General features: G+C 69.6%; 8 protein-coding genes. All 8 read right to left on the bottom strand.

Annotated features, from left to right (window positions below; translation table 11 throughout):
* The coding region (gene arsN2, locus ACT6S0_RS26805) for an arsenic resistance N-acetyltransferase ArsN2 (RefSeq protein WP_444766776.1) at positions 1-518 on the bottom strand (518 nt) is incomplete at its 3' end.
* Positions 509-1,021 (bottom strand): MarR family winged helix-turn-helix transcriptional regulator, encoded by a 513-nt coding sequence (locus ACT6S0_RS26800; protein ID WP_444766775.1) that lies wholly within the window; start codon positions 1,019-1,021, stop codon positions 509-511. The genes arsN2 and ACT6S0_RS26800, both read right to left, overlap by 10 nt.
* 114 nt (positions 1,022-1,135) lie before the next feature.
* On the bottom strand, positions 1,136-1,867 hold the full coding sequence (gene arsH, locus ACT6S0_RS26795) for an arsenical resistance protein ArsH (protein WP_444766774.1): 732 nt from the start codon (positions 1,865-1,867) through the stop codon (positions 1,136-1,138).
* Positions 1,860-2,525 (bottom strand): aquaporin, encoded by a 666-nt coding sequence (locus ACT6S0_RS26790; RefSeq protein ID WP_444766773.1) that lies wholly within the window; start codon positions 2,523-2,525, stop codon positions 1,860-1,862. Before ACT6S0_RS26790 ends, arsH begins: the two co-directional genes overlap by 8 nt.
* Positions 2,526-2,527: 2 nt before the next feature.
* Positions 2,528-3,031, bottom strand: a complete 504-nt coding sequence (locus ACT6S0_RS26785; protein WP_444766772.1) for an arsenate reductase ArsC — start codon at positions 3,029-3,031, stop codon at positions 2,528-2,530.
* A gap of 8 nt (positions 3,032-3,039) precedes the next feature.
* Positions 3,040-3,531 carry an arsenate reductase ArsC gene (locus ACT6S0_RS26780; RefSeq protein ID WP_444766771.1) on the bottom strand — a complete coding sequence of 164 codons (492 nt, stop codon included), beginning with the start codon at positions 3,529-3,531 and terminating at the stop codon, positions 3,040-3,042.
* A gap of 10 nt (positions 3,532-3,541) precedes the next feature.
* Positions 3,542-3,871: an ArsR/SmtB family transcription factor gene (locus tag ACT6S0_RS26775; protein ID WP_444766770.1), complete on the bottom strand. Its 330-nt coding sequence runs from the start codon at positions 3,869-3,871 to the stop codon at positions 3,542-3,544.
* Between the two features lie 59 nt (positions 3,872-3,930).
* Positions 3,931-4,492, bottom strand: a 562-nt coding sequence (locus tag ACT6S0_RS26770) for an extracellular catalytic domain type 1 short-chain-length polyhydroxyalkanoate depolymerase (RefSeq protein ID WP_444766769.1), incomplete at its 5' end; no start/stop codon positions are given.

Genomic DNA, 4,492 nt, shown 5'->3' with positions numbered 1-4,492 from the left:
AGGCCGACGGGGCCGGCGCCGAGCACCGCGACCGGCAGCGCCGCGTCGACGACCGGCGCTTCGCGCAGCGTCAGCACCATCAGCGCCGCGCAGGCCGGGCAGGCGCCCTGGAACTCGGCCGAGGCCTTCAGCGCCTGCGGGGCGTCCTCGTTCTTCATGCGCTTGAAGCCGTATTGCGCAAAGTACTCGGGTGCCGTCACGGTCAGCAGGTACAGCGCCGCGATGTCGCGCGAGCGCGCCTCGTGCAGCAGGCGCTCGACCAGCAGGCGGCCGATGCCCTGCTTTTGCAGGCCCGGCGCGACGGCGACCGAACGCAGCAGCGCGACCTGGCCATAGACCTCGGCACCGGCGCAGCCGACGACCTCGCCGTTGCTGGTCGCCAGCAGATAGGTGGGCAGGTGGGCCCGTGCGCCTTCGGTCGGCAGCTTGTTGGCCAGCAGCAAGGCCTCGACGGCGGGCCAGTCGGACGCGCCGGCCTGGCGCAGGGAGAGCAAGAGAGGGGGGGTGTTCAGCAACATGGTTTGGAATCCTGGGCGGGCTCCCGAGGCACTGTGGGCGATGTCGGTGGCAGGCAGCAGTTGGCTGCCGCGTCTTCGCGCAAGGCCTTCAGGAGCGTCAACAGCGAGGTCTCGACGGCGGCGCGCTCGCGCTCGCTCAAGGACGCCAGCAACTGCTGGGCATGCTCGTCGAGGGTCTGGTTCAGCTCATTGACGGTGCGTTCGCCGTCGGCGGTGAGCGTGACGAGCCAGCTCCTTGCGTCTTGCGGGTTCGGCTCCTTGCTCACCCAACCACGGGCTGCCATGGCCTCCACGGCACGCGACACCCAGCTCTTCTCCAGGCTGACCCGCGTGCCCAGCTCCGACAGCGGCAGCGGCCCGCTGCGCCCCAGCTCGGTGAGCAGATGGCATTGCGTGCTGGTGGTGCGGCAGCAGTCGGCCACGACGCGCTGGGCGCGGGTGTACAGGCGCGCGACTTCGCGCAGCAGGCTGCCGGGGGCGCTGGTGGTCTCGGGCGGGTTCATCTGGGTGTGTATAGCAACTATCCGGGCGCATGTTCGGTTCTGCCTTATCGGTTGTCAATAGCAACTACTTGGGTCAAAGAAACGGGGCCTGGGCCCCGCCGCTCGGTCAGACGGTCAGATGGCGCGCTGGTTCACGCGAGTGGACAATTCCTCGGCGCTCTCCTTGCGCTCGCTGTAGCGGTCCACCAGATAGGGCCCGAGATCGCGCGTGAGCAGCGTGAACTTGAACAGCTCCTCCATCACGTCGACAACGCGGTCGTAGTAGGCCGAGGGCTTCATGCGGCCGTCGTCGTCGAACTCGGCGAAGGCCTTGGCGACGGAGGACTGGTTGGGGATGGTCAGCATGCGCATCCAGCGGCCCAGCACGCGCAGCTGGTTGACGGCATTGAAGGACTGCGAGCCGCCCGACACCTGCATCACCGCCAGTGTCTTGCCCTGCGTCGGCCGCACGGCGCCCGAGCTCAGCGGGATCCAGTCGATCTGCGCCTTCATGATGCCGGTCATGGCGCCATGCCGCTCGGGCGAGGTCCAGACCATGCCCTCGGACCACTGGGCCAGCTCGCGCAGCTCCTGCACCTTGGGGTGGCTGCTGGGCGCGTCGTCGGGCAGCGGCAGGCCGCTCGGGTTGAAGATGCGCACCTCCGCGCCCATGGCCTCCAGCAGGCGGGCGGCCTCGAAGGTCAGCAGCCGGCTGTAGGAGCGCTCGCGCAGCGAGCCGTAGAGGAGGAGGAGGCGCGGCCGGTGCTGCGACGGCGCCGGCACCGCCAGGCGCTGCTGGGTGGGCGGGTCGAAGAGATCGGCACGCAGCGCCGGGAAGGTGGCGTCGGGAAACAGCAGCTCAGACATGACGGGTCTCCTTGGGCGGTGCGGTCAGCAGCCGGTGCGCGGCCACGGCCAGCGCAGCGCCGGCCAGCTCGGCCAGCACGAAGCCTGGCGCGCTCACCGGTGCGATGCCAGCAAAGCTGTCGCTGAACATGCGACCGAACACGGCGGCGGGGTTGGCAAACGAGGTGGACGCCGTGAACCAGTAGGCCGCGCCGATGTAGGCGGCGACCATGGCCGCGACCCGCGACGGCGGTGCACGCAGGATGACCAGCACCAGGCCGAAGGTGGCCACGGCCTCGGCGATCCACTGCCCGGTGCCGCTGCGCAGCCTGGCCGAGAACTGCAACAGGCTCATGTCGAACATCGCATGCGCCAGCCACGCGCCCAGCATGGCGCCGAACAGCTGCACTGCGACATAGGGCGCCAGGGCCTGCATCGGCAGCTCGCCGCGCCAGGCCATCACGGCGCTGACGGCCGGGTTGAAGTGGGCGCCGCTGATCGGCCCGAAGACCTCGATCAGGATGTAGAGCCCGCCAACTGTCGCCAGTGTGTTGGCCAGCAGCGCGAGGGCGACATTGCCGCCCGACAGGCGCTCGGCCATGACGCCCGAGCCGATCACCACGGCCAGCAGCAGCGCGGTGCCCAGGCCTTCGGCGAGGAGCTTGCGGGGCAGGCTCATGGTCAGCTCTTGGCGATCTCGGCCAGGGCCTGTTGCAGCTCGCCCTTGCCCATCGTGCCCAGCGGCAGTTGCAGCAGCTGCAGCATGCGATAGCCGATGGCCTGGCGCGTCAGCTCGAAGGCGCGGCGCTTGCCTTCGTCGCCGCCCTCGGCATGGGACGGGTCGGGGTAGCCCCAATGCACCTTCACCGGCTGACTGCTGCCGCCGAAGAACACCGGGCATTGCTCGGCCGCGGCGCTGTCGCAGACGGTGATGACGATGGACAGCGGCGGTGCGCCGTCCTGGCTGAAGGCGTCCCAGCTCTTGCTGAAGTAGCCGGTGGTGTCAACGCCGGCGTTCTGCAGCGCCTCCAGCGCGAAGGGATTGATGCGGCCGCTCGGTGCGCTGCCGGCGCTGTGCGCCTTGACGTCCTTGCCGAGCTTGCCGGCCAGGTGATTGAGCATGCCCTCGCTGAGGACGCTGCGGGCGGAGTTGTGGGTGCAGAGGATGAGGACGTGGGTGGTCATGGGGATGCTCAGCGGGTGCCGATCTGCTTGATCTCGTGTTGGATGGCCAGGGGTTGGAGCTTGGCAATGGGCAGGGCCAGCAGCAGCTCGATGCGGCGCTTGAGCGTGACGGCCACGTCGAGGAAGGCCTGGCGCTTGATGTCGTCGCTGCCTTCGACGGCGGCCGGGTCGGGCACGCCCCAATGGGCCGTCATGGGTTGCCCGGGCCACACCGGGCAGACCTCGCCGGCGGCCGAGTCGCAGACGGTGAAGACGAAGTCCATCATGGGCGTGCCGGCGGCCGAGAACTCGGCCCAGCTCTTGCTCCGAAAGCCGTCGGCCGGGACCTGCAGCGCGGTCAGCGTCTGCAAGGCCAGCGGGTTGACGACACGGGTGGGCTGGCTGCCCGCCGAAAACGCCCTGAAGCGCGGGTTGCCCAGGCTGTTCATCAGGCCCTCGGCCATGATGGAACGGGCCGAATTGCCGGTACAGACGAAAAGCACGTTGAAGGTGTCGAGCATGGGGGTCCGGTCAGCAGTTGGTGCAGGCGGTGGGGGTGTCTTCGACGGCGCAGGCGCTACCCTGGCAGCAGTTCTCGGTCAGATAGCCCAGCAGCCCGTTCATGTGTTCGAAGTGGGCGCGGTAGATGAGGTTGCGGCTGGCGCGCTCCTGCGTCACCAGGCCGGCGTTGACCAGCTCCTTGAGGTGGAAGGACAGCGTGGCCGGCGCCACGCCCAGGCCTTCCTGCATCGCGCCGGGCGTCAGGCCGGCATCGCCGACGACGACGAGGGCGCGGAAGACCTGCAGCCGCAGCGGCTGGGCCAGCGCAGCGAGGGCTTTGACGACGGCTTGTTCATCCATGATTCCATTATTATCGAATCATCGTTGGGTGCACAAGCCCCGCGATCAAGGCGGGGCTTTCAGCCGCGTGTCGGTGTGTCGAACTGTCGCGCTGCGAAGCGCCACACCATGCGCGAGGCATCCGGCCCGTTGGCGTCGCTGAAGCGCTGGCGCGCCGCGCCGCCGCTCCAGGCGTGGCCCAGGCCGCCGACCTCCACCAGCGTCGCCACCACCTGGCGGGCGCGCTTGAAATGGGTCACGGTCATCGGGTAGCGCTGGCCACGGCGCTGCTGCTGTGGTTCGCCCTCGCTGGCGCCGGCCGCTTGCGACCACATCTGCGCCGCGGCACCCGCGTTGCGGGCCGACACCACGCTGTCCGCCTCGCCGTGGATGACCATCAGCGGTGGCCAGTGCCCGACGATGTCGCCGGGCGCAAGGGGCGCGAGAGGCTCACGGCGGCCCCGCATCGCGCCAATGGCCGACACCGTCGAGCTGGCCGTGCCCGGTGGCACGCCCGAATGCATGACCAGGGCCTTGAAGCGCTGCGGATAGCGGGTGGCCAGCAGCGCCGCCATGCTGGCGCCGGCCGACAGTCCGGCCACGGCGATGCGCTCGCGGTCGGCGGCGTAAAGCACGCAGACC

It is taken from the genome of Roseateles sp., from assembly GCF_052436255.1.
Lineage (GTDB): Bacteria > Pseudomonadota > Gammaproteobacteria > Burkholderiales > Burkholderiaceae_C > Pelomonas.
Note: the sequence above shows the minus strand (reverse complement) of the source record. Positions and strands in the feature narration are given on the sequence as shown.